The sequence below is a fragment of the Desulfovibrio sp. genome, assembly GCF_034006445.1.
GTDB lineage: Bacteria > Desulfobacterota > Desulfovibrionia > Desulfovibrionales > Desulfovibrionaceae > Desulfovibrio.
This window is the reverse complement of sequence record NZ_JAVESS010000018.1, coordinates 36,588-61,913: the sequence shown is the minus strand read 5'-3', so window position 1 is coordinate 61,913 and position 25,326 is coordinate 36,588. Positions and strand designations below refer to the sequence as shown.

The 25,326-nt window shown below is 60.8% G+C and carries 17 protein-coding genes; 14 read left to right on the top strand and 3 right to left on the bottom strand.

Annotated elements, in window-relative coordinates; translation table 11 throughout:
• Positions 1-473 precede the first annotated feature (473 nt).
• The 9 genes from RBR41_RS12085 to RBR41_RS12045 all read left to right on the top strand — a co-directional run bounded on the left by RBR41_RS12085 (position 474) and on the right by RBR41_RS12045 (position 13,148).
• Entirely contained in the window at positions 474-2,525 is a 2,052-nt protein-coding gene (locus RBR41_RS12085; RefSeq protein WP_320352872.1) for a hydantoinase/oxoprolinase family protein, read from the top strand.
• A 347-nt stretch (positions 2,526-2,872) separates the two neighbouring features.
• The gene (locus tag RBR41_RS12080; RefSeq protein WP_320352871.1) at positions 2,873-3,355 is read left to right on the top strand and encodes a tRNA (cytidine(34)-2'-O)-methyltransferase; all 483 of its coding nucleotides are present in this window, start codon (positions 2,873-2,875) and stop codon (positions 3,353-3,355) included.
• Positions 3,352-4,632, top strand: coding sequence for a CobD/CbiB family cobalamin biosynthesis protein (locus RBR41_RS12075; RefSeq protein WP_320352870.1), 1,281 nt, complete (start codon positions 3,352-3,354; stop codon positions 4,630-4,632). Before RBR41_RS12080 ends, RBR41_RS12075 begins: the two co-directional genes overlap by 4 nt.
• 10 nt (positions 4,633-4,642) lie before the next feature.
• Positions 4,643-5,380, top strand: coding sequence for a sulfite exporter TauE/SafE family protein (locus tag RBR41_RS12070; RefSeq protein WP_320352869.1), 738 nt, complete (start codon positions 4,643-4,645; stop codon positions 5,378-5,380).
• A gap of 13 nt (positions 5,381-5,393) precedes the next feature.
• Positions 5,394-8,576, top strand: coding sequence for an efflux RND transporter permease subunit (locus RBR41_RS12065; protein ID WP_320352868.1), 3,183 nt, complete (start codon positions 5,394-5,396; stop codon positions 8,574-8,576).
• A 484-nt stretch (positions 8,577-9,060) separates the two neighbouring features.
• Positions 9,061-9,828, top strand: coding sequence for a YkgJ family cysteine cluster protein (locus tag RBR41_RS12060; RefSeq protein ID WP_320352867.1), 768 nt, complete (start codon positions 9,061-9,063; stop codon positions 9,826-9,828).
• A gap of 246 nt (positions 9,829-10,074) precedes the next feature.
• A complete protein-coding gene (locus RBR41_RS12055) occupies positions 10,075-11,289 on the top strand; it encodes a bifunctional 3,4-dihydroxy-2-butanone-4-phosphate synthase/GTP cyclohydrolase II (protein WP_320352866.1) in 1,215 nt (404 codons plus the stop codon).
• Between the two features lie 248 nt (positions 11,290-11,537).
• On the top strand, positions 11,538-12,113 hold the full coding sequence (locus tag RBR41_RS12050) for a cytochrome b/b6 domain-containing protein (protein WP_320352865.1): 576 nt from the start codon (positions 11,538-11,540) through the stop codon (positions 12,111-12,113).
• A 339-nt stretch (positions 12,114-12,452) separates the two neighbouring features.
• Positions 12,453-13,148, top strand: a complete 696-nt coding sequence (locus tag RBR41_RS12045) for a hypothetical protein (RefSeq protein WP_320352864.1) — start codon at positions 12,453-12,455, stop codon at positions 13,146-13,148.
• 49 nt (positions 13,149-13,197) lie between these two features.
• On the opposite strand, the gene RBR41_RS12040 is transcribed toward RBR41_RS12045, so the two are convergent.
• The 3 genes from RBR41_RS12040 to RBR41_RS12030 form a co-directional block, all read right to left on the bottom strand.
• Positions 13,198-13,674: a hypothetical protein gene (locus tag RBR41_RS12040; protein ID WP_320352863.1), complete on the bottom strand. Its 477-nt coding sequence runs from the start codon at positions 13,672-13,674 to the stop codon at positions 13,198-13,200.
• Between the two features lie 312 nt (positions 13,675-13,986).
• Entirely contained in the window at positions 13,987-14,892 is a 906-nt protein-coding gene (locus RBR41_RS12035; protein WP_320352862.1) for a C45 family autoproteolytic acyltransferase/hydolase, read from the bottom strand.
• 351 nt (positions 14,893-15,243) lie between these two features.
• Complete coding sequence (locus RBR41_RS12030; RefSeq protein WP_320352861.1) at positions 15,244-17,139, bottom strand: 3-phosphoshikimate 1-carboxyvinyltransferase; 1,896 nt, start codon at positions 17,137-17,139, stop codon at positions 15,244-15,246.
• 448 nt (positions 17,140-17,587) lie between these two features.
• Between RBR41_RS12030 and aprB the strand changes: the two genes are divergently transcribed.
• From aprB to qmoC, 5 genes are all read left to right on the top strand, one after another.
• The gene (gene aprB / locus RBR41_RS12025) at positions 17,588-18,076 is read left to right on the top strand and encodes an adenylyl-sulfate reductase subunit beta (RefSeq protein WP_291303425.1); all 489 of its coding nucleotides are present in this window, start codon (positions 17,588-17,590) and stop codon (positions 18,074-18,076) included.
• Between the two features lie 37 nt (positions 18,077-18,113).
• A complete protein-coding gene (gene aprA / locus RBR41_RS12020; protein WP_320352860.1) occupies positions 18,114-20,102 on the top strand; it encodes an adenylyl-sulfate reductase subunit alpha in 1,989 nt (662 codons plus the stop codon).
• Between the two features lie 432 nt (positions 20,103-20,534).
• Complete coding sequence (locus RBR41_RS12015; protein ID WP_320352859.1) at positions 20,535-21,770, top strand: CoB--CoM heterodisulfide reductase iron-sulfur subunit A family protein; 1,236 nt, start codon at positions 20,535-20,537, stop codon at positions 21,768-21,770.
• 5 nt (positions 21,771-21,775) lie between these two features.
• Positions 21,776-24,049, top strand: a complete 2,274-nt coding sequence (locus RBR41_RS12010) for an FAD-dependent oxidoreductase (RefSeq protein WP_320352857.1) — start codon at positions 21,776-21,778, stop codon at positions 24,047-24,049.
• Between the two features lie 13 nt (positions 24,050-24,062).
• Positions 24,063-25,244, top strand: a complete 1,182-nt coding sequence (gene qmoC, locus RBR41_RS12005; RefSeq protein ID WP_320352856.1) for a quinone-interacting membrane-bound oxidoreductase complex subunit QmoC — start codon at positions 24,063-24,065, stop codon at positions 25,242-25,244.
• Positions 25,245-25,326: the final 82 nt, after the last annotated feature.

Sequence of the window (25,326 nt, the reverse complement as noted above, 5' to 3'; positions counted from 1 at the left end):
ATAGTGCAGGGCGTGGGTGAGCACGTGAACCTGAGCCTGATCCCAGGGAACCATTTTGCCATCAACCCAGATGTACTTCATCTTTTGCATGCTGTCCTCCGCAAGCCTCTTTGTAGGGCGGTCCCATTGGCGGCGCACGTGGCTGCCTGAGGCCGCAAGAGCAAAAATTTACTGTAAAGCGCCGCGTATGGCAAGCAGTAGGCCAGGGGATCAGAGGCGGTAAGGAAGCACTGATTAAAGCACCTCCTGGAAACGCGCAGTTACTTCGTTTGGCAAGGCGCGCTCTTTGTTTGAAGCAGGAATGGACTCTTCCGTCCTCGACTGTATCAAAAAAAGTAAAGCAAAACCGCCAAACGGAATACATCAGCGTTTCCATAAAACCGTCCGCAGGGGCACAGGGGAAAGCTCTGGCCCTGCGGCAAGGCATGTCGTATGCTGGCTCCGGCCTTTTGGCACTAAAGGGGCGACATGAAATGAAGCAGAAGCATGGCGCAAACGCGCCCGCAGGGCAGATTTTTTTGCTGGGCATAGATGCCGGAGGAACCAACACCGACGCGGTTCTTCTTGTGCAGGATGAGGACGTGTCTGAAGGCCCCTCGACATCATTTTCGGAGCGGACGCCAACTGCCCCGGCGGCGCTGCCGAGCGTGCGCCTGCTGGCTGCGGCCAAAACGCGCACAAAGCACGATGATCTGCCCGCTTCGGTACGCGAGGTGCTGCACGCCCTGGCCCGCGCCCTGGACGACGATGCCGCCGCCCGCGCCCTTGGTGGGGCAAGCCTTTTGGGCCGCGTCAGCCGCGTCACCCTGGGGGCCACGCTGGCGGTCAACGCGCTTGTGCAGGACAAGGCCGATGCCGTGGCCCTTGCCCTTTCCGCCGGGCCGGGGCTTGATCCCCGGCGTTTTGCCATGGGGCGGCATGTGTTTGTTGTCCCCGGCGGGTTGGATCACAGAGGCACGGAGGTCAGCCCGCTCGATGTCGGCGGTCTTGAAGTCCAGGCTGCCCGCTGGCGTGCGGAAGGCATTGCCGCCGTGGCCTGCGTGGGCAAATTCTCGCCGCGCAATCCCGCCCACGAGCAGCACATGGCGCGGGCCCTGAGCCGTGGGAGCGCCGCGTCAGCCACAAACAGCCCCACTGCCGGGCCAAGTGTCGCGTCCACTGCCGCGCCAGCGGAAGGGCCAGCTATAGCGCCAGATGTAAAGCCTGGCGCATCCTTTTGCATCACCCTGGGGCACAAGCTTTCGGGGCGGCTCAATTTTCCCCGCCGCATCGCCACAGCCTACTTTAACGCAGCCGTGCAGCGCCTGCACTCCAACTTTCTGGACGCTGTGGAGAGCGCACTGGCAGAGTCCGGAGTTCGCGCCGCCGTGCGCCTGCTCAAGGCTGACGGCGGGGCCGTGCCCCTGAGCCTTTCGCGGCGTGAACCGGTGCAGTCGGTTCTTTCCGGCCCGGCCGCCAGCGTTATGGGCGTGCTGGCCCTGTGCCCGGCTGCCCGTCAGGGCTGCGCCCTGCTGCTGGATATAGGCGGCACCACCACAGACATGGCCCTGGCTGTGGACGGCTCCCCCGTGGTGGACAGGGAGGGCATGACCCTTCAGGGGCGGCGAACCCTGGTGCGCGCCCTTGCTTCGGTTTCCATCGGCGTGGGCGGCGACTCCCTTGTGTCTGTTGATGGTCACGGGGCCGGAGCCTCGGTACGGGTGGGGCCGCTGCGTCAGGGGCCGGCCATGGCTTTTGGCGGCACGAGTCCGACCCTGCTGGACGCGCTCAATACCCTGCACAGCATCCCGCAGGCGCACGAGGCCGGAACAGGCTCGTCAATGGGGGAGGCTCAGGCCAGATATGCCGTTCACGAGCCGAGTTATGTGCTGGCCCCTAATATGCTGGAGGATATGGCGGGCGAACTGGCCGGAAACGTGGCCGCCTCCCTGTGCGGCATGGAGGCGCTGGCGCAACAGTGCGGCCTTGATCCTCGTGTTCTGGCCCGCAAGGCTGTGGACAATGCCCTTAATCAGATCCGCCGCGCCGCCGATGCTCTGACGGAGGCCGTCAACGCCCGCCCCATCTATACGCTGGCGGGCCTGCGGGCCTTGCAGGAGGCGCGTCCTGCGCGCGCATGGCTGGTGGGCGGCCCGGCGGCCTGCATGAAGGCGCATCTGACCGCCGCCCTTGGGCTGCCCGTGGATTGCCCGCCCCATACGGCTGTGGCCAATGCCGTGGGCGCGGCCCTTACCCTGCCCACCGACGCCGTTGAAGTCTACGCCGACACGGGCTCCGGCCTTTTGCGCGCCCCTGCGCTGGATCTGACGGAAAACATCCGTAAGGGATGCAGCCTTGACGCCCTTGGCGAGCGGGCCAGGGAGCTTTTGCTCCAGAGGCTGGAGCAGGCCGGTGCGGAAGGGGCCGCCGTGGAAATCACCGAGGCCGAGAGCTTTGCCACGCTGGACGACAACGGCTTCGGCAGCAGGGACATGCGCGTCGTGTGTCAGGCTGTGCCTGGTCTGGCGGGGCTCGTGGCTGACTAGACAGTGCCGTCACGAGCGCCTTTCCAGGTATTTCTGCGTCGAACGTTGAGATTTGAAGTTTGAAACGCTTTGTGGGGGAGGGACCCTTTTGAAAAAGGGTCTCCTCCCCCACGCCCCCACCCCCTAAAACTTTTATGTTGTCAGGCTCTGGCGGCGGGCTTGCGCCAAGGGCTTGGGGCAGGCTTGCGGCAGGGGTGGAGCATGTCAGTTACAGCCTAATCCTTCTGCAACCGTCGCAGCCGCTACGGGCAGTCGCCCCTTGAAAAGCATCCACATACGCCATACTATCGCCCTCCAACAAAATTTGTCCGTGGGCCATGCCCTGCGGGCGCGCGAGTGCGAGTACAATGCAGATAGTTCTTTATGAGCCGGAAATTCCCCCCAATACGGGCAATGTCGCCCGGCTCTGCGCCGCCACCGGCGTGACGCTCAACCTGATTGAACCCCTGGGTTTCAAGCTTGAAGACCGCTACCTCAAGCGCGCGGGCCTGGACTACTGGCCCAATGTGCGCCTGAACGTCTGGCCCCACTGGCGGGCCTTTGTGGAAACATCCGGCGCGGGCGGCGCGGGCGGGCGGCTGGTGTTCACCTCGGCCAAGGCTTCTGAAAAGAGCGCGGCTGTGCACCATTTTGCCTTCGAGCCTGACGATTTTCTGGTTTTCGGGCCTGAAACACGCGGGCTGCCGCAGGATATTCTGGCCCTGTCGCCACACCGCGTGCGTATTCCTATGCTGGAAGGGCGCGTGCGCAGCATCAACCTGTCCACATCGGCGGGCATTGTGCTGTACGCGGCTCTGGCCAGAGCCAATCTTATGGAGACCTGGACGTGAGTCTGACCCACGGGCTGGCCCTTGTTTTCCCCTGGTCCGTGTGGGAGTGCTGGTGGCTGGCCCCTGTGGCCCTTGTTCTGGATTTATGGTTCGGCGATCCCGCCTTGCCCTGGCGGCATCCTGTCTGCCTTGTGGGCAAGGCGCTCGACTGGCTGGAGCGCCCCGCGCGGCGCTTTATGCTGGCGGCAGGGGCCACGCACGAGCGGTGCCGGGGCAGACTGTCAGGAGCGCTGGCCCTGCTGGCTCTGGTCGCCTGCTCGGGATTCGCCGTCTGGGCAGTTGTGTCTTTGCCCCTGGTGGGCCTGCTGGCGGCCGTCTATCTGGCCTGGGCCGGACTTGCCATGGGCAGCCTGCTGCAAACGGGCGAGCTTGTGCTGGAAAGGGTGGAGCAGGCCCCGGAAGCCGAGGCCCGTGAAGCGCTGTCATGGCTGGTAAGCCGCGACACCAGCGCCATGGATCGCCCCCTCATGCGCAAGACCCTGGCCGACACGCTTTCCGAAAATCTCACGGATGCCTTTACCGCGCCGTTTTTCTGGCTGCTGGTGGGCGGGCCGGTGGCCCTCTGGTGCTACAAGGCCGTGAGCACCACGGATTCCATGTGGGGCTATAAGACGGAAAAGTGGCGCTGGCTCGGCTGGGCCGGAGCGCGGGCCGACGATGGGCTGGCCTTTGTACCCGCGCGTCTGGCTGCCTTGAGCGCGGCGCTGGTTCACGCTCTTTTTTTGCTGCGGCAAAGGCTTGAAGCGGTGTGCTGCGATGGTAGCCGTGATGCTGCCCGTGACGGTGGCCGTGCCCGTGATGGTGGCCGTGATGCTGCCCGTGAGGGTGGCTGTGGCGGTGATGGCGGCTGTGATGCTGCCCGCGATGGCGGCTGTGATGGTGCCCGTGAGGGTGGCTGTGATGCTGCCCGTGACGGCGGCTGTGGCGGTGATGGCCCGCGGTTCAGATACTTCCCCGGCGGCTGGCCCGGTCGCTGGCCCGGTCTGGCCGTGGTGGCCCGTCAGGCTTCGGGCATGCCCAGCCCCAATTCGGGTTGGCCCATGACGGCCTGCGCCTGGCTGTGCGGAGCGCGTATGGCCGGGCCTTCAGTCTATTTCGGTGAACTGGTTGACAAACCGTGGCTCGGGCCGCCCCCGGACAAGGGGCTGCCCGGCGCGTCTTCCGCCGTGTGGGACGCCCCCCGCCTGCTGATCTTGTGTGACCTCCTGCGGCAAAGTGCTCTTTACGGCGGTCTGGCCTTGTGGGCCCTGGCCCTTGTGTGTTTTTTTATTTTCTGAGGCTCTGTGCATGGTTATAATCGTTCTGTCTCTGGTGTCGTTGCTGGTGGGCTTTCTGGTGGGTATAACCGGGGTCGGGGGCATACTTATTCCTCCTGCTCTAATCCTGTTCAGCGGACAGGAAACCCACATGGCCATAGGCACGGCCCTGGCTTCATTTTTGCCCGTGGCTGCAGTGGGTACGGTCATGTACCGCCGCCTGGGGCATATCAACTGGTACAAGGCCCTGCCCTACATGGCGGGCAGCCTGGCAGCCTGGCCCGGAGCCTTGGTTAACACCCTGATGCCCGCTGCCCCACTGGTGGTCATGCTGGCCTGCATCGTCATGTTTGCCGGGCTGTGCGCCCTGCGGCCCCCCAAGCCGGGAAGAGGCAGCGCTTTCTGGCAGAGCGGCAAGGGCTTTTTCTGCATCGGAGCCATAACGGCACTGCTGGCTGGCCTCACAGGCGCTGGCGGGCCAGTGGTGTCCATCCCCTGGATGATCATCGCCGGGGTCTCGCCCATGACGGCGGTGGGACTTGCCATGCCCTATCAGGTGACCACGGCCCTTTTTGGCACCATTGGCAACGTGGCCGACGGCCATGTGGACTTTACCATGCTGCCGTATATCTGCCTTATGGCCTTCATAGGACTCTTTGCGGGCATAGCCGTGACAAAACGCATTCCCACGGAAGTGCTGCGCAAGCTCATTGGCGGTCTGTGCTGCGGACTTGGGCTGTTTTTGCTCTTGCGCCAGCTGCTCAGTTGACGTAGGAAAAATTATGAATATCGCCGCCATATTCATTCGCCGCCCCGTAGCCACGGTGCTGCTTATGCTCGGCATGCTTTTCTTCGGCATGACGGGCTACAAAAATTTGCCCGTCAACCATCTGCCCAATGTGGATTTTCCTACCATTCAGGTCATGGCAGACCTGGCAGGAGCTGACCCGGAAACCATGGCGGCGTCCGTGGCCACTCCGCTGGAAAAGGAATTTTTCACCATTGCGGGCATTGATTCCATTTCTTCGGTCAACTCCACGGGCCGCACCCGCGTTACCATACAGTTTGCCCTTGACCGCAATATCGACGCGGCGGCACTGGACGTGCAGTCGGCCATAGGCCTCGCCCAGCGGCGCATGCCCACCAGCATGACCACGCCCCCCAGCTTTCGCAAGGTCAACCCGGCGGACATGCCCATACTGTACCTGCGGGTTTCGTCTTCAACCCTGCCTCTGTACGCCCTCAACGAATACGCCGATACCCTCATAGGGCAAAGGCTCTCCATGGTGGAAGGCGTGGCCCAGGTGGTGGTCTACGGGCAGAAAAAGTACGCCGTGCGCGTGCAGCTTGATCCGGACGAGATGGCCTCGCGCGGGCTTGGCATTGACGAAGTGGCCGACGCCGTGGCCGCCGCCAACAGCATGCTGCCCACGGGCGCGCTGGAGGGCGAGCAGAGGGCCAGCGCCATCAAGTCCTCCGGGCAGTTGCTCAACGCCCGCGCCTTTCAGGATACGGTGGTGGCCTACCGCAACGGCGCGCCCGTGCGTCTGAGCGACATCGGGCAGGTGGTGGACAGCGTCAAGCAGGACAAGCAGATCACCTGGGGCAACGGCGGCGCGCCGGGCATTACCCTGGCCGTGGAACGCCAGCCCGGCACAAACACCGTGCAGGTGGTGGACGCCATCCGCGCGTTGATGCCGGGGCTGGAGCGCCAGTTGCCGCCTTCCGTATCGCTGGAGATTTTTTACGACCGTTCGGAATCCATCCGCCATTCCGTGGCAGATGTTAAGTTTACGCTGGTGCTCACCGTTTTTCTGGTTGTGCTCGTCATCTTTGTTTTTCTGCGCAACCTGCCCGCCACGGTCATTCCCAGTCTTGCCCTGCCCATGTCGGTCATATCCACCTTTGCGGTCATGGCGGTGCTTGGCTACAGCCTGGACAACCTCTCGCTCATGGCGCTCACCCTGGCCGTGGGCTTTGTGGTGGACGACGCCATCGTCATGCTCGAAAACATCGTGCGCCACCAGGAGATGGGCAAGGATCCGCTCACCGCAGCCTACGACGGTTCGGCGGAAATCGGCTTCACCATCGTGTCCATGACGGTTTCCCTGGCCGCGGTCTTCATCCCCGTGCTCTTTATGGGCGGCATTGTGGGGCGTTTGTTCAGGGAATTCGCCGTGGTCATCATCGCGGCCATTCTGGCTTCGGGCGTGGTGTCGCTTACCCTGACGCCCATGCTCTGCGCCTACTTTCTCAAGGCGCAAGGGGCGCACAAGGCTGGCCGCAGCGCGGGGCAGGGCCTGTACGGCTGGCTTGAGCGCGGCTTTGACCGCCTCAACGCTCTGTATGCCCGCTCGCTGGACGTTGTGCTGCACCACCGTCTGAAAACGCTGATGGCCTCGCTGATTTTGCTGGCGCTCACGGTCTGGATCGGCATGGCCATGCCCAAGGGCTTTCTGCCCGTGGAAGATATGGGCATGCTGGTGGCCAGCACCGAGGCGGAGCAGGGCGTATCCTACGAGGGCATGGTCAGCGCGCAGCGCAGCCTTGACCCCCTGCTGGAAAAAAATCCCCATCTGTCCATGTACAACTCCATTGTGGGCATTGTGGGCGGCAGCCCCAGCATGAACAACGGCATTTTGCTCATGCCGCTCAAACCCCACGCACAGCGGCCCGGCATCGATCAGGTGGCGGAGCAGCTGCGGCGCGAACTCAATATCTCGCCCTCCATGCGGGTCTTTGTGCGGGTGCCCCCGGCCATCAACCTGGGCGGGCGCTCGTCCAAGGCGCTGTATCAGTACACGCTTTCTGGCCCGGACATGGAAGACCTCTATGACAGCGCCCAGAAGATAGAGATTGCCCTGCGCGCCCTGCCGCAAATACAGGACGTGAACAGCGACCTGCAACTGAAAAACCCCGAACTGCGCGTTTCCATTGATCGTAACCGCGCGGGGGCCCTGGGCGTCAGCCCGCACCAGATAGACCTGGCGCTCCAGTCTGCCTACGGCTCGCGTGAAATATCCACCATCTACGCGCCCACCAACGACTACACGGTTTTTGTGGAATTGCAGAAAAAATTTCAGCAGGACAGTTCGGCCCTGTCGCGCCTCTATGTGCGCGCCGCCAACGGCAACCTTGTGCCCCTGGACACCCTGGTCAAAATGGAGCCTGGGGTGGGGCCCATTGCCGTGAACCACAACGGCCAGTTCCCCTCTGTGACCATTTCGTACAACCTGCGCCCCGGCGTGTCGCTGGGGCAGGGCGTTGCCGCCGTGGAGGCCGCCGCGCAGCCGCTGCTGCCAGACACCGTGACCGCCGAATCCCAGGGCACGGCCCAGGCTTTTCAAAGTTCGCTCACGGGCATGGGCTGGCTGCTGGTGCTGGCCATCGTGGTCATCTATCTGGTGCTGGGCATTTTGTACGAAAGTTTCATCCATCCCCTGACCATCCTTTCCGGCCTGCCCTCGGCGGGCTTCGGCGCGCTTGGCACGCTCTGGCTGTTCGGCATGGACCTGAACCTCTATGGCTTTGTGGGCGTGATCATGCTGCTTGGCATCGTGAAGAAGAACGCCATCATGATGCTGGACTTCGCCCTTGAGGCGCAGCGCCATAACCCGGCCCTGGAACCGCTGGAGGCCATCAGGCAGGGCTGTCATGTGCGTTTCAGGCCCATCATGATGACCACGGTGGCGGCGCTGATGGGCGCTCTGCCCATTGCCATCGGCGTGGGAGCGGGGGCCGAGGCCCGGCGGCCTCTTGGCATGGCCGTGGTGGGGGGGCTGTGTTTTTCGCAGATAGTGACGCTCTACATTACGCCCGTTTACTATTACTATATGGAAAAGCTCTCGCGCGCTCTGGGCAAACGCTGGGGCGGACGGTTCCATAAGGACGCGCCGACTGTCGAGACTGGCGAGACTGGGGCGAATGCCGCTGCCAGAGCAGAGGCGGGCGGCACTGCCGCATAGGCCGGGTCTGCGCATAAGTCGGGTCTGGCACATGGCCGGAACTGCGCATAGGCTGGGTTTGGCACATGGCCGGAACTGGGGCATAGGTCGTGTCTGGCGTTCTTCATAAAGCCTGTTCTGTCGGTGGGTTACCACACAATCCCGGGCTGAGGGCTCTACGCTGTTGGCGCAAAGCACGCATACGTGTATCTATAGCTGTACGGCACGTCGTTTTGACGATTCGCGACTGACGCATGTGGCTGACGCATGTGGCTGACGCATATGGCTGGCGCATATGGCTGACGCATATGGCTGACGCATGTAGCCGCGAAGGCCTGCCCGCGAGGTGCACAGTGCGCCACAAGTAGCGCGGGTTCTGCCCAGGCGCGTATTTTTCGGCTGAATGAAAACTTGGAAATGTGAAGCATTTCAAAGTTAATCTGATTTAGTCACCGGCATGTGCCAGGGTTTCGAGCCCGGCGGGCATGCCGGTTTCGGAGGCTTCATGATTTCACAGGATATGTCTTCGCCCCTTGAGGCCCCCGTTTGCCGCCGCTGCGGCATGTGCTGTCTGCGCGGCGGCCCCACCCTCATGGTGGACGACGCCTCGCGGCTGGTGAACGGCGCTCTGACCCTGGACAGCCTGGTCTGCCTGAGAAAGGGGGAGTGGGCGCGCGATGACGTGCGTGGCGGCCTGCGGCCTCTGGAACAGGAGCATATCAAGGTGGCCGGTCTTGGCGGGCAGGCGCATCCCTGGCGTTGCCGCTATTACCGCGACGGCTCTGGCTGCGCCATCTATGCCCAGCGGCCGGTGCAGTGCTCCGCGCTGTTCTGCATGGACACGTCCCCTCTGGTAGACCTTTTGTCCGGCACGCCTCTGATGGACAGGGCCGAAGCCTTCAGGATTCTGTCCGACGAGGCGCATCTGCCCGGTTTTCCCTCTCTGGACGCAGGCACCCGCGCGCTTTTGCCAGATCTTATGGCCGCGCATGAAGAGCAGAGCCCCGCAGCCCCTGTGCTGGAAACCGCCGCCAGGCTGGGCTTTGCCCCGCAGGGCGTACAGGTTCACGACGCTGGCGTGATGGACACAGAAGAACGCCAGGCGGTGCTTGCCCACCTGGGCGAGGCCGTGCGCACCGAGGCCGCGTTCCGCCAGTTGTGCGTGGAACGCGCGGGCGTGCCCGAGGCCATTTTGCCCTTTCTTCTGGGGCGTGCCTTGCGCGACCTGCTGGTCGAAGTCGGCCTGAGGCCCACTGCCGCTGACGAGGTTTGAGCAGCCCGCGCGGTTGACAGAAAGGCGAGCCAGCCATAGTTATTTAAGGAAACGCTGATTTATTCCGTTTGGCGGCGTTGCTTCGCTTTTTTTGAAACAGTCGAGGACAGAAGAGTCCACTCCTGCTTCAAAAAAAGCTCGCGCCTTGCCAAACGAAATAACTGCGCGTTTCCAGGAGGCTCTTTAATCAGTGCTTCCCCAATTATATATTCACAGCCCGTATGAGGGCCAAACGAAGGAAGCATCATGCCACTGTGCAGCATTGAGGAAGCCGTTGCCGATATCAGGCAGGGCAAGATGGTCATTCTTGTGGACGACGAGGGTAGGGAAAATGAAGGCGACCTGACCATGGCCGCCGAATTTGTCACTCCGGAGGCCATCAACTTCATGGCCAAGTACGGGCGGGGACTGATCTGCCTGCCTATGGCTCCGGAACTTATCGACCGCCTTGACCTGCCCCTTATGACGCAGCGCAACGGTTCACGCTTCGGCACCAATTTCACCATATCCATCGAAGCCCGCGAGGGCGTCACCACCGGCATTTCCGCCGCTGACCGCGCCACGACCATTCTGGCGGCAGTGGCCGACAACGTGCGCCCCGAAGACCTCGTGACGCCGGGGCACGTTTTTCCCCTGCGCGCCAAGGCGGGCGGGGTGCTTTCACGCGCCGGGCAGACCGAAGGCGGCGTGGATCTTTCAAAGCTGGCAGGGCTCAAGCCTGCCTCGGTCATCTGCGAGATCATGCGCGATGACGGCACCATGGCGCGCATGCCCGATCTGGAAGTCTTTGCCGAAGAACACGGCCTCAAGATAGCGGCTGTCAAGGATATCATCCGTCACCGCCTGAATCGCGGCCAGGTCTCTGTGCGCAGTGTGGACAAGGCCCACCTGCCCACCAGATTCGGCGATTTCACCGTCTACGCCTATGAGAGCGAAACCGATCAGGGCACGCATCTGGCCCTGGTCAAGGGCGACCTCAGCGGGCCGGAATCCGTGCTCACGCGCGTGCACAGCGAGTGCCTCACGGGCGACGCCCTGGGCTCCCTGCGCTGCGACTGCGGCGGCCAGCTTGGCGCGGCCCTGCGCCAGATTGAAAAAGAAGGGCGCGGCGCGCTGCTGTACATGCGTCAGGAAGGGCGCGGCATCGGCCTTGCCAACAAGATTCGCGCCTACGCCTTGCAGGATCAGGGCTATGACACGGTGGAGGCCAACCGCAAGCTGGGCTTTCCCCCGGACTTGCGCGACTATGGTACCGGCGCGCAGATACTCGTTGATCTCGGCATCCACAAAATACGGCTTTTGACCAACAATCCCAAGAAGATCGTGGGCCTTTCAGGCTACGGCATCGAAATTGTCGAGCGTGTGCCCATCGAAATGGAAGCCTGCCCCGAAAACGAATACTACCTGCGCACCAAGAAAGAAAAGATGGAACACATGCTGCACTGCTCGTGCAGCCATTAGCGCCGCTTTACGCGAGGCTGTCCCGACCCCGGGGCAGCCTCGCGGCGCGTTCTGGGTGTTCCTGAAAATGAATATTGCCCCCGGCGGGGTGAAAATTCCGCCGGGAGCGTGTTTTCATGGCGTCATAATGGAGGATTGCCTTTTACTAATCTGGCCCGGATTTTCTTGCGACACGCTAGTCATGCCGCGATTGGAAACAACGGGCTGGCAGCGGCATGAATCCGGGCCCGGAATTCAGGAGCGACTGCATGACCGTGAAAGAAAAAGTTCTGGCCCAGGGCGCATTGCTGTGGAAATTTTTGGGCTTTTTTCAGCCACCCTTGCTGCGCTGTATTCATGCCAGCGTCATAACGCTGGTATTACTGCAAATCTTGCTCAGCTTCGGCATGGTTGTACTGCCATCCGGCCTCTCGCCCTTAGTCTGGATACATATCATCCTGGGCATGTTCCTGTGCGTTTTCGGCGTGACCCTTGTGGTTCTCAGCGTCAAAAAGCGCGGCCTGCGCAATTTCTTTCCCTATCTCTGGGGCGATAACGACCAGCTGATCAAGGACCTGCGCGCGGCGGCGCAGTTCAAGGTTGTCGGCCCCCGGCCCAAGGGCCTGCCCGCCTGTGTGCAGGGGCTTGGCATGTGCGCCTTGCTGCTGACGGTTGCGTCCGGCCTGTGGTGGTTTGACAACTGGAGCAACCACCGCTCATTGCTGACGGCCTACAGCGTGCACAAGTTTTTTGCCTGGTCCCTGGCCCTGTATCTGGTTGGCCACGGCGGTATGGCTCTGGCCCATTTTGCCATATGGCAAAAAAAGGTTGCGCCCAAAAAATAGCGCGCCTTCGTTACGGCTGTTGATTTACAAGCCCGGCATGTTCAAAGACATGCCGGGCTTGCTGCATTTGTACGGCATGCCCGGGAGGTGTTATTTTGCAGTAATAGCCTTGAATAAAATGTTTTTTTTGCTTTTTACACAGGTAAAAATATTTATAACACAGCTATTTTGCAGGATTTGTTTTTTCATTTTTACACCAGTTGGCCCCTCTGATTTTATAAAACCCGCGCCAGCCGGGCGTTGGGCATGACTGAACCAGTTCAGTCTTACAGAAATCCTCGCCCGCGCTATGCTCTCCTCAAACTACGCAGTTTCATAGCTGCGCAAACAGGAGGGCATATGGCAACTACCGGCAAAAGCAATGGACATCTGGGCATCAGCCATCCATTCGGGGCCAGACACGGTACGCCTGTGGTGGGCCAGGGGAACGAACGGACGCAGCAGTCGCTGGCGGACAGAATGTACGGGCCGAAAAAAGACCCGCTGACACAGCCCTTGCCCGTGTCGCCGGACGCGCCGCTGCAAGAGCGCATGTACGCTGAAAGCGTGTCCGACGTGGTGGCGCGGCATGCCGCGAAAACGCATGACCTGAAGCCCTTTCGCTTAAACCCCGAAGCGGAGGTTCCCTATTATCAGATGGGGGTCAGACCGTTGGATTTGTGGTGGTGGGGTAAGAAAAAATATGGAAAAGAGCTATCCTGGAATAATCAGCAACATTACGAGCATATGCAGTTTGTGGGCAGTGATGGAAGCAATTTCGGTTTGTCCTATGGCGAAGGCTTGCTTGTGGAAGACATGAAAACGCTTTTCACCTATGAAGTCGAAGCGCCCAAATACAGAAAAGAATATGTTGATCGTGCCAAACAAGATCTTGATGGCAAGTGGGACAGGCAATTGACAGAAGCATATCAGGATATGGACTTCGAGATACAACGATACGATGCAAGAAAATATAACTGCCAGCATTATTTCGCTGAAATTCTGCAAAAAGTACAACGATACGAAACCGCTGATAAGCCCCTGGTGCTTCCGTAGCTGATCTGCTGAAGGGTGGACATTCTTTCGCCCTTCAGCAGGCTTCGCCTCACATGCCGAAAATGGCGATTAACAAAATTAAAATGGTGGGATCGAGGACAAGTACCAGAAAAAAGACGCAGAGGGGAATCTTCAGCAAAGCGACATAGCCGCCCATGCGGTCGAAAAAAAACAGGGAAAAGGGCAGGGCCATCAGCGCCGACTTGAAGGCTGTTACGAGTTCTTCTAGGTAGTTACGGTCCATATGCTCAAGGTGCAGCATACTCTGTAGCTGTGCTATTTCATTATCGACTGGGAATGCAGTAAGAAGGGCCGCAAGGGTAAGGCCATATATGGGGCAGAAGGTGGCAAGGCCGAAGCCGCGCACAAAAATCAGGCAGCCTGCAAAGCCGTACAGGATGGAAAAGATCATGTATGGGTTGCAGATGAAGGGCATAAACAGCAAGCTGAGCATGGCAATAAGGCACAGGGGCCATGCGCCGCGTATGAAGGCCCTCGCGGATGCGTCCACACCTTCCAGCGTCATAATCCCCCCTTATTGCGGTAGTTCGCTTTGATGCGGTACTTTTATGGCAACCTTGTTTCCTTGCCACAATTGTGAGCATTACTGTGCTGTAATTCTACAAAAAACACAAGAATGCGAAACCGCCAGCAAACCCCTGTTGCTTCCGTAGTGGATCTGCTGAAGGGTGGACATTCTTTCGCCCTTCAGCAGGCTTCGCCTCACATGCCGAAAATGGCAATTAACAGAATTAAAATGGTGGGATCGAGAACAAGTACCAGAAAAAAGACGCAAAGGGGAACCTTCAGCAAAGCGACATAGCCATCCCTGCCGCAGCTACCGGCCTTTGGCGGCGGGCGTCAGCAACGAATCCAGTTTGTATGTTTCCTCATGCTCGGGTTTGCCCTCCTGAAGCAGGCGCACATAGACCTCGGTTTCACCAGACGCAGGCTGGGACACGGCGAATACGGCCACGGTTCGCGTGGCGGTGGGTGTAGAACCCGTGCGCATGATGCTGTCGTCCGGCCCGTCAGCGTGATCGCGGGTGAAAGCCAGCAGGCTGTCAAAGGTGTAGGGTTTGGGGCTGGTTTGCAGCAGATGGGCAATGCGCGCGTAGCGGGCGTGGCTGCTTTCGCCGAGTTTTCTGTTGAAGCGTTGCAGGGCCGGTTCAAGATAGTGGTTCGTATGGTACAACACACCGTTGGTCTGCGTGCGCCAGACCACCATTCCTTCCAGCCCGATTTCAACAAGCGCAATTTTTTCCCTGTCCGCAAGCATCAAAAACAGCGGGCCGCGAAACCGGGACGGATCCAGGGCCATGACCTCATCCACTGAGGCGCAGAGGGTGAGTATCTGGGCCATAAGCTTGCGGTTGGCCGTGGATGCCTGCCTGTCCCTTCGTGGCAGGCTGCTCGCCGCCGCGCTGACGACCGTAAGTCCCTTTTCATTGACCCCCGCCACCGGGCGATCAATCTCCACTTGCACTCCCGTGCTTTTTTGGGCCTCGCGTGTGGCCATGAGCGCCACGTAGGTATGCCCGCCCGCTGGCCTGAAAATCTCGATGCGCTGGCTTTCGCCCGGCGTCCAGTCCCTGTTTTTTACGATGATGGTGCCGCCACCCTGGACGGCGTCTCCGGCTGCGGCCCACAGGGTGCAGGCCCGCGCAGTGGGGGCGGCAAGCAGAAAAATCATCAGGGCTGACATCAGGGGCGGGAGGATGATCCGTAAAAGGCTGCGGGGCATGATGGGCATTCTCCTGTGGCTAGTCGTAGTGCCTCGGATTGTTTTTCCTGGGGGGAACGGCGGCATGGCGGAAAAGGGGGCCATAAGAGTTTTAGGGGGTGGGGGTGTGGGGGAGGCGACCCTTTTGCAAAAGGGTCCCTCCCCCACAAAACACCGCAAGACGCTACAAACCCCCACAACCCCCCGCAAAACACTAAAAAATACCAGCGAAAAACGCATGCTCCAACTACTCTGCGCTAATGCGGGTAGGGCGTCAAACGCGCGAGGGCCGCCCGGATGGGCGGCCCTCGCGTAGCAGCAATCAGGAAATCCTGAACTAGAGCATTTTAACTTTGAAAAAGTGTAAATGCTCTAGAAGTCTTCATCTTCCTTGATTTCCGGCGGCACGGCCACAACCGAGGTGATAATGCGGCGGCGGGCCGGGGCGGCCGGGGCGGCCTCGACTGCGGCGCGGCGTTGCGGCGGTTCGGGCAGGGCATTGTACAGGGCCCAGAAGGCCGGGTACAGGCCCGTCATGACGCCGGGGTTACCCAGCTTCTGGTGCGGCTTGGCGCAGGCCGCCAGGGCAAGGGCCATGGCCCAGACAGGGGAGGGGGCATTCCAGCCAGCCTTGACGCCAGATTGTTCATTTTTGCACAATCTGCCCTCACTGTTCTGTTCCAGCCCAAGGGCATGAAGGAAACTTTCCACTTCATGCACGTCCATATCCTGCGGGAGCGTGGGCAGGCTGACCTGCGCGCCGCGCAGCGCGGCACAGGCGGCCAGGCCAACGGCCAGCGGGGCCCAGTCCGAGGGCAGGTTTTCGGGCAGGGCGGCAAGGGTGAAGTTGTTGAGGGAGCCCTTGTTACTGGCGGTCACTTCGTCGCCCTCTGCGCCTTTTTGCTGGCGCAGATCAAGGCCCAGGGCGCGCAGGAGATCCCAGCCGGCTTCGGCTGCTGGCCACTGGGGCCAGTGCCCGGCAAGGCGGGTTTCACCGCCCATGGCCAGGGGCAGGGACAGCAAGAAGAGCGCCAGTTCAGGCTCCATGGGCAGGTCGGGCAAGGCGGGAATTTCCAGCTTGGTCGGATGAATGCGCACCACGCCGTTGTCCACGCTCACGTCGGCCCCTGCTGCCCGCAGGATTGGCAGGGTGCGGGCAAAGATGGTCTTTTGGGCGGGGTGGCCCGTCAAGTCCATCATGAGGCTGTGTTCGTAGCCAGGCGCGGCCAGAAGTATGCCTTCGGCCAGTTCTGCAGGCGTATCGGCAGGCATGACCACCGCATCGGGGATAATGCCGGAACACTCCAGGCGGGCGGGCAGTCCGTCGCTCTTGGGCACCACGTGTACAAGGCGCGCGCCCATGGCGGGCAGAAAATGGCGCACTGCGGAAAGGTCGGCCAGCTTCAGGCTTGTTTCGCCCATAAATTTGGCGCGTGAGGGGCGGCCCAGATAGTGCCCCAGCAGCAAAAAGAAGTTCCATGCGCTGTCGCCCACGTACAGCACCTTGTCGGGCGCGCTCACGGGCACGGAGGGCCGCGCCGTGACGCCGTCGTCCTCGCGGGTAAGGGATGCGCCGATCTGGATGAGCATCTTCACGCAGTCCACAATGGGATCGTTCATGAGGCAGGGACTCACACGCGTGGGCTGACCCGTGGCCGCAGCCAGCATGAGCCAGGCGCGGGTGGAGCGGCAGGCCAGGGGCGCTGGCATGCGCAGGCGGACGGGCTTTGCTGGCGGAGCGAGGTTAAAGGCGGTGCGTTTGTCCGGCCCTTCCTGAGCGGCGGGGCCTTCACCCGCGCGGCCTTCGGCAGAGTCCTGGCCTTCGGCGTTTTCAGTGGGGCGCTCGCCTGCGGGGCGGGGCAGAAATTCCACTTCCTGCATCAAGGAAAAAAAATGACCCGAAAGGCGAGCGTCGCGGCTGATGCGGGCCACTGCGCCTTCCCACGATTCACGCAGCAATTTTTCTTCGGCGGAGTCGAGATGCGACTTTTCGCCGCGCATACGCGCCAGAATGTTATGGCGGCGCAGCAAAAGACGCAAAATGTCGCGGTCAATCTCGCAAACGGTTTCGCGCAGGGGGCGGCGCACAGGCGCGTCATCACGGCCACGTGCGTCACGGGCATCCCGGGGGGGGCGTGGCCCGCGTGAATCGCGTGAATCGCGTGAATCGCGCGCGTCACGAGGGGTGCGGGGGCCGCGTGAATCGCGCGCGTCGCGGGCGTCTCGAAATGGGCGGGAGCCGCGTGAATCGTTGGAATGGTCAGTCATGCTCTTTCCTGTGGGAAAAATGGAAGGGATATGCAAATGCTTATACGTTGTATGGAATAACAGAGGGTTGGCAGAAATATGTAACAAATCAGTGTCACAGTCTTCCTTTCTCTGCGCATGCGTGTTAGCTTGAAATGGCTTCTCTTGCAAGGGTCGGCTCGCGAGGACTCTGCGGGGGATGGTTTAAAACGGGGATTAGTTTTTTTTTCACAAGATGATTAACCGGTTTGAATTTAAGAAGAATTGATGTTTGGCGCTGTAGACTTTCCACGAATTTTTACAGGGGGGGCTTGACTCGGACGCTAAGTGCTTGTTACTAATTGCGCAAGCCATTCGCCCAACAATTGTTGCGAAAGCGCTCGGCTAACCCCGGCGTGTCGGAATCTGCCGCCACGCCACGCCGAACCCGGTGGGTTTTCAAACACTTTTAAAGAGTTGGAGGATACGTATGCCGACTTATGTCGATCCGTCCAAATGTGACGGCTGCAAGGGTGGCGAAAAGACGGCCTGCATGTACATTTGCCCCAACGACCTCATGATCCTCGATGCAGAGGAAATGAAGGCCTACAACCAGGAACCCGATGCCTGCTGGGAATGTTATTCCTGCGTGAAGATCTGCCCCCAGGGCGCCATTACGGCCCGCCCCTACGCCGACTTCGCTCCCATGGGCGGAACCTGTATCCCCATGCGCTCGGCCGACTCGATCATGTGGACGGTTCAGTTCCGGAACGGCAATGTCAAGCGTTTCAAGTTCCCCATTCGCACCACGCCGGAAGGTTCCATCAAGCCTTTTGAAGGTCACCCCGAAGGCGCCAACATCGAAGACGAACTGCTCTTCACCGAAACTGCCCTGGTTGCCCCCAAGGAAGCTCTCGGCAAGAAGTTCGAAATGTTGGAAGCCGATAAGGCTCTTACTTGCATGGAACTCGGCCGCTAGGCTTTTGCAACCGCTAGTGCGATAAGGAGATACCATTATGCCTATGATTCCCGTCAAGGAAGCGACCAAGGGCGTAGCCATTGCCGAACCCGAAGTGAAAGAACATGCGGTTGACCTGCTCATCGTGGGCGGCGGCATGGGTTCCTGCGGCACCGCTTTTGAAGCAGTGCGCTGGGGTGACAAGCATGGCCTGAAAATTATGCTTTGCGACAAGGCTTCCCTCGAGCGTTCCGGCGCCGTGGCCCAGGGCCTTTCCGCCATCAACACCTACCTGGGTGAAAACAGCGCCGACGATTACGTGCGCATGGTCCGCACCGACCTTATGGGTCTGGTTCGCGAAGACCTTATCTTCGACTGCGGCCGTCACGTTGACGACTCCGTGCATCTGTTCGAAGACTGGGGCCTGCCCTGCTGGATCAAGGGTGAAGACGGCCACAACATGAACGGCGCTGCCGCCAAGGCCGCTGGCAAGAGCCTGCGTAAGGGCGACGCCCCCGTGCGTTCCGGCCGCTGGCAGATCATGATCAACGGTGAATCCTACAAGTGCATCGTGGCCGAAGCTGCCAAGAATGCCCTGGGTGAAGACCGCATCATGGAACGCATCTTCATCGTGAAGCTGCTGCTCGACAAAAATACCCCCAACCGCATCGCCGGCGCCGTGGGCTTCAACCTGCGCGCCAACGAAGTGCACATCTTTAAAGCCAACACCATCATGGTGGCCGCTGGCGGCGCGGTGAACGTGTACCGCCCCCGCTCCACCGGTGAAGGCATGGGTCGCGCCTGGTATCCCGTATGGAACTCCGGCTCCACCTACACCATGTGCGCTCAGGTTGGCGCTGAAATGACCATGATGGAAAACCGCTTCGTGCCCGCCCGCTTCAAGGACGGTTACGGCCCCGTGGGCGCGTGGTTCCTTCTGTTCAAGGCCAAAGCCACCAACAGCAAGGGCGAAGACTACTGCGTGACCAACCGTGCCATGCTGAAGCCCTACGAAGACCGCGGCTACGCCAAGGGCCATGTCATCCCGACCTGCCTGCGTAACCACATGATGCTTCGCGAAATGCGCGAAGGTCGCGGCCCCATCTACATGGACACCAAGACTGCCCTGCAGACCACCTTCGCCACTCTGAATGAAGAGCAGCAGAAGGAACTTGAGTCCGAAGCTTGGGAAGACTTCCTCGACATGTGCGTTGGCCAGGCCAACCTGTGGGCCTGCACCAATACCGCTCCTGAAGAACGCGGTTCCGAAATCATGCCCACCGAACCCTACCTGCTCGGCTCCCACTCCGGTTGCTGCGGCATCTGGGTGTCCGGTCCCGACGAAGCCTGGGTGCCCGAAGACTACAAAGTTCGCGCTGCCAACGGCAAAGTCTACAACCGCATGACCACCGTTGAAGGTCTGTTCACCTGCGCCGACGGCGTGGGCGCTTCCGGCCACAAGTTCTCTTCCGGTTCCCATGCTGAAGGCCGCATCGCCGGCAAGCAGATGGTGCGCTGGTGCCTTGACCACAAGGACTTCAAGCCCGAGGTCAAGGAAACCGCCGACGAACTGAAGAAGCTGATCTACCGTCCTTACTACAACTTCCTCGCTGGCAAGGACGCCTCCACCGACCCCGTGGTCAACCCCAACTACATCACGCCCAAGAACTTCATGATGCGTCTTGTGAAGTGCACCGACGAATACGGCGGCGGCGTGAGCACCTACTACACCACCTCCAAGGCTCTGCTCGACACGGGCTTCAACCTGCTTGCCATGATGGAAGAAGACTCCCTCAAGCTGGCCTCCCGTGACCTGCACGAACTGCTGCGCTGCTGGGAAAACTACCATCGCCTGTGGACGGTGCGCCTGCACATGCAGCACATCTCCTTCCGCGAAGAATCCCGTTATCCCGGCTTCTACTATCGTGCGGACTTCATGGCCCTGGACGACACCAAGTGGAAGTGCTTCGTGAACTCCAAGTACGATCCCGCCACTGGCGAGACCAAGATCTTCAAGAAGCCCTATTACCAGATCATCCCCGACTAGTCGGCGGCATTACAGCACTAAAGGGGCGGCCGTAAGGCCGCCCCCTTGGCTGTACGTATGTTCAGTCAAGGGGCGTGCGAAGAAACACAGAGAGCGTGAAAAAAAGAGCAGCCGCCGCACAGCGCGGAGGCTGTCAGGCCAAGGCATGCAGCCCGGATGCCAGACCAACAGCTTTATGGCATGTTTGGCCCTCACGCTCCCCGCTGGACGGCAAGACCGTCGGCGGGAATTTTGCCGGTTATGGGGAGGCAGTGTCTTGAGGGCGCGTGGACGGCTCAGGATCATCGCACTCAGGCAGGGCGATTGATTGTCGGCAGCCGGTTAGAGCCGGAGCCCGTAAAGACAGGCCGGATGCGGCCACCCTTTTTTCTGCGGCGGAAGCCCTTTGGCGCTTCTTCAGCCGCTATGCAACAACGCAGGAGGATATCCAGGATGTCCAATGCCATTCTCGTCGTGGGCGGCGGCTTTGCAGGCCTTACAGCCGCCATTGAAGCGGCGGAACTGGGCCACGACGTCTATATCGTCGAAAAGTCGCCCTGGCTCGGGGGCCGCGTGGCTCAGCTCAACAAATATTTCCCAAAACTCTGTCCTCCCTCCTGCGGCCTGGAAATCCAGTTCCAGCGTATCAGGAAAAATCCCCGTGTGAAGTTTTTTACCCAGGCTGAAGTCGTCGGCTTTCGCGGGGTAAAGGGCGACTACACCGTGAAGGTGCGCATCGAACCGCGCCACACGGCGCCCCACAATGTGGATTTCGGCCTGCTGGCTTCCAGTCTGGACGGTGAAACCCCCAGCGAATTTGACCTCGGCCTTTCCAAGCGCAAGGCCCTTTTCAAGGCCATGCCCTTTGCCTTCCCCAGCCGTTACACGCTGGACATGAAGGGGCTTTCCAAGGCCGACGCTGCCCGTGTTGCGGGCAACCAGTTTCTGGACGTGAATGAAGAGCCTCGCGAAATCGAGCTCAGCGTTGGCGCGGTGGTCGTTGCCACCGGCTGGAAGCCCTACGACGTGACCCGCCTCTCCAACCTTGGCGCCGGCGCTGTGAAAAACTGCATTACCAACATGCAGCTTGAGCGCCTTGCCGCGCCCAGCGGGCCCACCGGCGGGCGCATCGTGCGTCCCACTGACGGGCGCAGGCCTCACCATGTGGCCTTTGTGCAGTGTGCGGGTTCTCGCGACCAGAACCACCTGAACTACTGCTCCTATATCTGCTGTATGGCCACGCTCAAGCATTGCCAGTATCTGGCCGAGCAGAGCCCTGAAACGCAGATCACGGTGTACTACATCGACCTGCGCGCCCCTGGCCGCTACGTGAAGGTGCTTGAAAAGGTCAAGGCCATGCCCAATGTGCATTTTGTCAAGGGCAAAGTGGCTGACGCCGTGCAGGCCGAAGGCGACAAGGTTCGCCTGACCGCCGAAGACGCCGTGAGCGGTGAAAAACTCACCCTTGATTATGACCTTGTTGTACTGGCCACGGGCATGCAGCCCTCGCTGGCCGGTGAAGACGCGCCTCTGCCCCTGCCTCTTGATGAAGAAGGCTTTGTGGCGGGCGGTGAAGAGGCCGGTATTTTTGCAGCCGGTTGCGCTCGCATGCCCCTTGATGTGATGCGCTCGGCTCAGTCCGGCACAGCCGCCGCCCTGAAGGCGGTACAAACGGTGAAAGGGAGGTAGGCGGCATGGCCGGTAAGATTGGCGTCTATTTTGACCAGCAGAACATCGGCGGCGGCCTCGACGTAGAGGCGCTTGCCGCCCAAACCGCGGAAAAGTGGGGCGACCTCACTGCCGTGGTTAAGGTAGTTCCCGTGCTGGCATTGGCCTTGGATGAAATCAAGGCTGACATCGAGGCCCAGGGCCTTGACGGCGTGCTGCTCTGCGGCGCTTCCCCGCGCGTGGACGGCGAGCTCTATCGCCTGCCCGTGCTGATCGAACACGTGAACCTGCGCGAACAATGCGTGCAGGCGTACAAAAACCCCGACAGAAGCCCTGTGGATACAGCCAAGGGCGCGCCGGAGCTGCTGCAGCTCATGGCCCGTGACTATGTGAACATGGGCGTGGTGAAACTGCAGAAGAGCGAGGCTCCCGAAGCCGCTACGGTGCAGGGCGTGCAGCGCATTCTGGTTATTGGCGGCGGCTGGACCGGCCTTACGGCGGCCCTTGAAGCTGCGGCCACCGGCTATGAAGTGGTGCTGGTGGAAAAGAGCGACAAGCTCGGCGGCGCTGCCAACAATATCCCCATGGCCTCGCCTCTGGCTTCGCCCTGGGAAAACAAGCAGCCCACCAACCTTGTGGCCAAGGTCAGCGAGGCCATGGGCAGCCCCAAGATCAAGATTTACACAAGCGCCCGGATGCAGAAGCTGGAAGGCCAGCCGGGTGAATTCAAGGCCGCCATCGACACAGCCTCCGGCACGGTGGACGTGGAAGTGGGCGCGGTCGTGCTGGCCACGGGCTGGGTGGCGCTGGATCAAAAATACCTCGCTCCCATGGGCCTCGGCAAAAGCCCCATGGTGGTGGACGCCGCCTCCTTTGGCAAGATGCTGGTCGCTGACCAGGTCAAGGCCAACCGCATAGCCTTTGTGCTTGATACCACCATGGCCGAAAAGGCCGTGACCGAGGCTGTGGAAGGCTGCCCCCTTGACGGCGACGCCGCTGCCGCAGCCCCTGCCGCAGCCCCTGCCGCCGAAGGCGAAGACGTCTTTGTGAAAGAAGACCTCGAAAGCATCCGCCACCTGGCGTACTCCAACGCCGTCAACAGCGTGGGCATGCTGCGTCTGGCCAATACCGTCTGTGAAAAGACCGACGATGCCTGTCAGACCTTCATCCTTTACAAGGACATGACCGTTCCCGGCATTCTGGAGCGCTTCTACAAGAAGATGCAGGAACGCCTGGGCGTCATGATGACCAAGGCCGACGTCACGGACATCCGCGAAGCGGGCAACCACATGGTCGTGGAGTGCAAAAACACCCTGCTGGGCATGGATTTTGACCTTGATGTGGACATGGTTGTTCTGCCTACGGGCCTTGTGCCCACCACGGCCAAGGACGTGACCATCCACTTCGATTATCGTCAGGGCCCGGATTTTCCCGATCTGGCGCTGTTTGACGGCTTTGCCGACTCCAACTACATCTGCTTCCCCTACGAAACGCGCCGCACCGGCGTGTACGCGGCGGGTTGCGTGCGTCAGCCCCTGACCATGGACGCCTGCGAAGAAGACGCCAAGGGCGCGGTGCTCAAAGCCGTGCAGTGCATTGAAGCGGCAAGCCACGGCGTGGCCGTGCATCCGCGTTCGGGCGACCTGTCCTACCCGCTGTTCAACATGGTTCGCTGCACCCAGTGCAAGCGCTGCACCGAGGAATGTCCCTTTGGCGCGCTGGACGATGACGAAAAGGGTACGCCCAGGCTCAACCCCACGCGCTGCCGCCGTTGCGGTACCTGTTTCGGGGCCTGCCCCGAGCGCGTCATCTCCTTTGCGAACTACAACATTGACCAGATCGGCTCAATGATTCGTGAAGTGCAGGTGCCCAAGGACTTCAAGAAAGACGGCCCCCGCGTGCTGATCCTGGCTTGCGAAAACGACGCCTACCCCGCCCTGGATATGGCCGGTGAGCGCCACAAGCCCTGGAGCCCGTATTGCCGCATCATTCCCGTGCGCTGCCTTGGTTCGGTCAACGCCATCTGGGTGTCCGACGCCATGAGCAAGGGCTATGACGGCGTGATGCTGCTGGGCTGCAAGTATGGCGACGACTACCAGTGCCACTTTGTGAAAGGCTCCGAAATCTGCGCCAAGCGCAAGGACAACATAGCCGAGACCCTCAACCGCCTGGGCGTGCAGCCTGAACGGGTGGAACTGCTTGAAGTGGCCATTGACGAGTACGACAAGGTCCCCAACCTCATCGACGGCTTTGTGGACCGCATCATGGCAATGGGCCCCAACCCGTTCAAGGGCATGTAGGAGGAAGGCAGCAATGGCACAAATTACAATCAAACCTGACCTGGAGTTCGCCAGGGCGCTGGAAGAAGCGGGGGGCGAGTCCCTCAAGAAGTGCTACCAGTGCGCCACGTGTTCCGTGGCCTGCCCCCTGGCACCTGCCAACGCGCCCTATCCGCGCAAGGAAATGGTATGGGCCTCCTGGGGCCTCAAGGACAAGCTGCGCGCTGATATCGACCTGTGGCTCTGCCACAACTGCGGCAACTGCTCCGACCTGTGCCCCCGTGGCGCCAAGCCTGCCGACCTCATGGGCGCGGCACGCAATGTCATCTATAAAGATCTGACCGAGCCCTCCATCGTGGGCAAGTGGATGAGCAAGCCCGCCGGCCTGCCCATTCTCTTCGCCATCCCCGCGGTGCTCTGGCTTGTGGTGTGGTGGATCCGCGCCGGATTCAACGGCGGCCAGTGGTTCCCCCGCGCCGCCGACGGCCGTATCGTCTTCGGCCAGATATTCTACGGCGACTACACCATTGACCCCATCTTCATGCTGACCTTCTTCACCGCGCTGTTCATCTTGGCGCGGGGGGCCATGAAGCTGTGGGCGCAATTCAAGCCTGAAGGCTCGATGGCCGTTATCGGCAAGACAAAATGCTGGGTATGGCATCTGTGGGACGTGCTGTGGGATGAAATCATCACCCACCGCAAGTTCGACGATTGCGAAGACGGCCCCGACACCGGCAAGGAAACGCCCAGCCGCAAAAACGGCCACTTCCTTCTGGTGTGGAGCTTCGCCATCCTGGCCTTTGTGACGGCTGTAGTGGCAATGGGACACTGGGGCGGCAAGGTCATTCCGCTCATCAAGATTGAAACGCCCATGCCGCTGACCTTCCCGGTGAAGATTCTGGCCAACATCGGCGCGTTCATGCTGCTGCTGGGCCTGGGCCTGCTGACGGTTCGCCGTCTGCGTCTGAATCCCAAGTTCCAGGGCTCAAGCTGGTACGACTGGTACCTGCTGGGCATCATATGGGTAATCGCGCTCACGGGCGTGATGGCTCAGGGCTTCCGCCTGGCGGACGCCATTGTGCCTGCCTTTGTCGTGTATTACCTGCACCTGGTATGTGTGTGGATGCTTTTCGCCTATCTGCCCTGGTCCAAGCTCGGGCATATCTTATACCGCACAGTGGCGTTGCTGTACGCCCGCATGTACGGCAGAAGCTAGCTGACGGGCCCCGGCTGGCTCTCATGCCGGTCGGGGCGACGCCAGAGTCTGGACTGTTGGAACCGAGTTTTCATGAATAAAA

Bases quoted from the DNA above. Each gene is read 5' to 3' on its own strand.
- RBR41_RS12085 (WP_320352872.1), top strand. From the start codon at position 474: ATGAAGCAGAAGCATGGCGCAAACGCGCCCGCAGGGCAGATTTTTTTG.
- RBR41_RS12080 (WP_320352871.1), top strand. From the start codon at position 2,873: ATGCAGATAGTTCTTTATGAGCCGGAAATTCCCCCCAATACGGGCAAT.
- RBR41_RS12070 (WP_320352869.1), top strand. From the start codon at position 4,643: ATGGTTATAATCGTTCTGTCTCTGGTGTCGTTGCTGGTGGGCTTTCTG.
- RBR41_RS12065 (WP_320352868.1), top strand. From the start codon at position 5,394: ATGAATATCGCCGCCATATTCATTCGCCGCCCCGTAGCCACGGTGCTG.
- RBR41_RS12060 (WP_320352867.1), top strand. From the start codon at position 9,061: ATGATTTCACAGGATATGTCTTCGCCCCTTGAGGCCCCCGTTTGCCGC.
- RBR41_RS12055 (WP_320352866.1), top strand. From the start codon at position 10,075: ATGCCACTGTGCAGCATTGAGGAAGCCGTTGCCGATATCAGGCAGGGC.
- RBR41_RS12050 (WP_320352865.1), top strand. From the start codon at position 11,538: ATGACCGTGAAAGAAAAAGTTCTGGCCCAGGGCGCATTGCTGTGGAAA.
- RBR41_RS12045 (WP_320352864.1), top strand. From the start codon at position 12,453: ATGGCAACTACCGGCAAAAGCAATGGACATCTGGGCATCAGCCATCCA.
- RBR41_RS12040 (WP_320352863.1), bottom strand. From the start codon at position 13,674: ATGACGCTGGAAGGTGTGGACGCATCCGCGAGGGCCTTCATACGCGGC.
- RBR41_RS12035 (WP_320352862.1), bottom strand. From the start codon at position 14,892: ATGCCCCGCAGCCTTTTACGGATCATCCTCCCGCCCCTGATGTCAGCC.
- RBR41_RS12030 (WP_320352861.1), bottom strand. From the start codon at position 17,139: ATGACTGACCATTCCAACGATTCACGCGGCTCCCGCCCATTTCGAGAC.
- aprB (WP_291303425.1), top strand. From the start codon at position 17,588: ATGCCGACTTATGTCGATCCGTCCAAATGTGACGGCTGCAAGGGTGGC.
- aprA (WP_320352860.1), top strand. From the start codon at position 18,114: ATGCCTATGATTCCCGTCAAGGAAGCGACCAAGGGCGTAGCCATTGCC.
- RBR41_RS12015 (WP_320352859.1), top strand. From the start codon at position 20,535: ATGTCCAATGCCATTCTCGTCGTGGGCGGCGGCTTTGCAGGCCTTACA.
- RBR41_RS12010 (WP_320352857.1), top strand. From the start codon at position 21,776: ATGGCCGGTAAGATTGGCGTCTATTTTGACCAGCAGAACATCGGCGGC.
- qmoC (WP_320352856.1), top strand. From the start codon at position 24,063: ATGGCACAAATTACAATCAAACCTGACCTGGAGTTCGCCAGGGCGCTG.